Source organism: Huintestinicola sp., assembly GCF_051882455.1.
Lineage (GTDB): Bacteria > Bacillota > Clostridia > Oscillospirales > Ruminococcaceae > Huintestinicola.
On record NZ_JBJERV010000068.1, the window covers coordinates 1 to 1885 of the forward strand.

Sequence of the window (1885 nt, forward strand, 5' to 3'; positions counted from 1 at the left end):
TGGAAACTCGTCCTCTTTCCAAGGACAAGAGATGGAGACTTGTTGAGGTTATCGAGAAGGCTAAGTGATCAAGGTCTTTGAGATAGACGCTTTCATCGAGATTTTTTTGGAAAATTTCTAAAAAGGTATTGACAAATGGATTTCGGTGTGGTATAATAATCAATGTTGCTGATGTTTGGGCAAAAGTGATGTTTTTGCGATACACACGGCAGCGTTGAGACTATAATATCAATTCAATTGTGATTTCCGGTATCAGGCAGGTGTATTCCTGCCTAATGCCGTATTTCGCTGTTAAGGAAGGAGTTAATGCGCTGTGATACAGATGCAGACTTATTTAAAGGTCGCTGATAACACAGGTGCCAAGGAGCTTATGTGCATCAGAGTTCTCGGCGGTACTCGCAGAAGATATGCTAATATCGGCGATGTTGTTGTTGCTTCGGTCAAAAAAGCAACACCAGGCGGCGTTGTTAAGAAGGGCGACGTTGTTAAGGCAGTTATCGTTCGTTCCGCTAAGGGTCTCCGCAGAGAGGATGGTACCTACATCCGCTTCGATGAGAACGCAGCAGTTATCATCAAGGAGGATAAGAACCCCAGAGGAACACGTATTTTTGGACCTGTTGCAAGAGAGCTCCGTGACAAGGATTATATGAAGATCCTTTCCCTCGCTCCCGAGGTTCTTTAATGGAGGTGCCGCAAGATGAATAAGAAGTTACACGTTAAAACAGGCGACACTGTTGTTGTTCTTTCCGGCAAGGACAAGGGCAAGAAGGGCAAGGTGCTCGAGGTTTCCCCCAAGGAGCAGAAGGTCATCGTTGAGGGCCTCAACATCGTTACCAAGCACGTTAAGCCCCGTCAGATGGGTCAACAGGGCGGCATCGTTAAGTGCGAGGCTCCCCTTTATGCTTGCAAGGTAATGGCTGTTTGCCCCCACTGCGGCAAGCCCACAAGACTCGGTCACAAGATCGAGGCTGACGGCACTAAGACCAGAGTCTGCAAGCACGCAGACTGCGGCAAAGCATACTAATGAAAGGAGTTACCTACAATGGCAGCAAATCTTAAGGAATTATATGTCAGCACAGTAGCTCCCTCTCTTATGAAGAAGTTCAGCTACAAGAGCGTTATGCAGATACCCAAGATCGACAAGGTCGTTATCAACGTTGGCGCAGGCGAGGCTAAGGACAACTCCAAGGTCATCGACGCTATCATGAACGATCTCGCGCTTATCACCGGTCAGAAGCCCGTTGTTTGCCGTGCTAAGAAGTCGGTCGCAAACTTCAAGATCCGTGAGGGCATGCCTATCGGCGTTAAGGTTACTCTCAGAGGCGAGAAGATGTACGAGTTCCTCGACAGACTCTTCAACGTTGCATTCCCCCGTGTTCGTGACTTCAGAGGAATCAACGGAAACTCCTTCGACGGCAGAGGCAATTACTCCACCGGTATCAAGGAGCAGCTCATCTTCCCCGAGATCGAGTACGATAAAATTGATAAGGTTCGCGGTATGGATATCAACATCATCACTACCGCCAACACCGACGAAGAAGCAAAAGAGCTGCTCGAGCTTATGGGCGCTCCCTTTGCTAAGTAATTGGGAGGTTTAATTAAATGGCTAAAACTTCAATGAAGATCAAGCAGCAGAGAACTCCTAAGTACTCTACCAGAGCTTACAACAGATGCAAGATCTGCGGACGTCCCCACGCTTATCTCAGAAAGTTCGGCATTTGCCGTATCTGCTTCAGAGAGCTTGCTCACAAGGGTCAGATCCCCGGAGTCAAGAAGGCAAGCTGGTAATCTCCGCTTCGCTTATCACGCTTAATTTTATAAGGAGGTTATGGTATGCAAATTACCGATTCAATTGCTGATATCCTTACAAGAATCCGTAACGCCA

Annotated in this window: 4 protein-coding genes; all 4 read left to right on the top strand. The window is 47.5% G+C overall.

What is annotated here, in order from left to right; all coding sequences use genetic code 11:
• Positions 1-313: 313 nt before the first annotated feature.
• From rplN to ACI4J0_RS09015, 4 genes are read left to right on the top strand one after another with little or no spacing between them, the layout of a single operon-like run.
• Positions 314-682: a 50S ribosomal protein L14 gene (gene rplN / locus ACI4J0_RS09000; protein WP_178727397.1), complete on the top strand. Its 369-nt coding sequence runs from the start codon at positions 314-316 to the stop codon at positions 680-682.
• A 15-nt stretch (positions 683-697) separates the two neighbouring features.
• Positions 698-1024, top strand: coding sequence for a 50S ribosomal protein L24 (gene rplX / locus ACI4J0_RS09005; RefSeq protein WP_432649270.1), 327 nt, complete (start codon positions 698-700; stop codon positions 1022-1024).
• Positions 1025-1042: 18 nt separating this feature from the next.
• Complete coding sequence (gene rplE, locus ACI4J0_RS09010; protein WP_022475285.1) at positions 1043-1585, top strand: 50S ribosomal protein L5; 543 nt, start codon at positions 1043-1045, stop codon at positions 1583-1585.
• 17 nt (positions 1586-1602) lie between these two features.
• Positions 1603-1788 carry a type Z 30S ribosomal protein S14 gene (locus tag ACI4J0_RS09015; protein WP_178727395.1) on the top strand — a complete coding sequence of 62 codons (186 nt, stop codon included), beginning with the start codon at positions 1603-1605 and terminating at the stop codon, positions 1786-1788.
• Positions 1789-1885: the final 97 nt, after the last annotated feature.

What these genes read in the sequence shown, in the direction of transcription:
- rplE (WP_022475285.1), top strand. Translation starts at nt 1,043, where the DNA reads ATGGCAGCAAATCTTAAGGAATTATATGTCAGCACAGTAGCTCCCTCT.
- rplX (WP_432649270.1), top strand. Translation starts at nt 698, where the DNA reads ATGAATAAGAAGTTACACGTTAAAACAGGCGACACTGTTGTTGTTCTT.
- ACI4J0_RS09015 (WP_178727395.1), top strand. Translation starts at nt 1,603, where the DNA reads ATGGCTAAAACTTCAATGAAGATCAAGCAGCAGAGAACTCCTAAGTAC.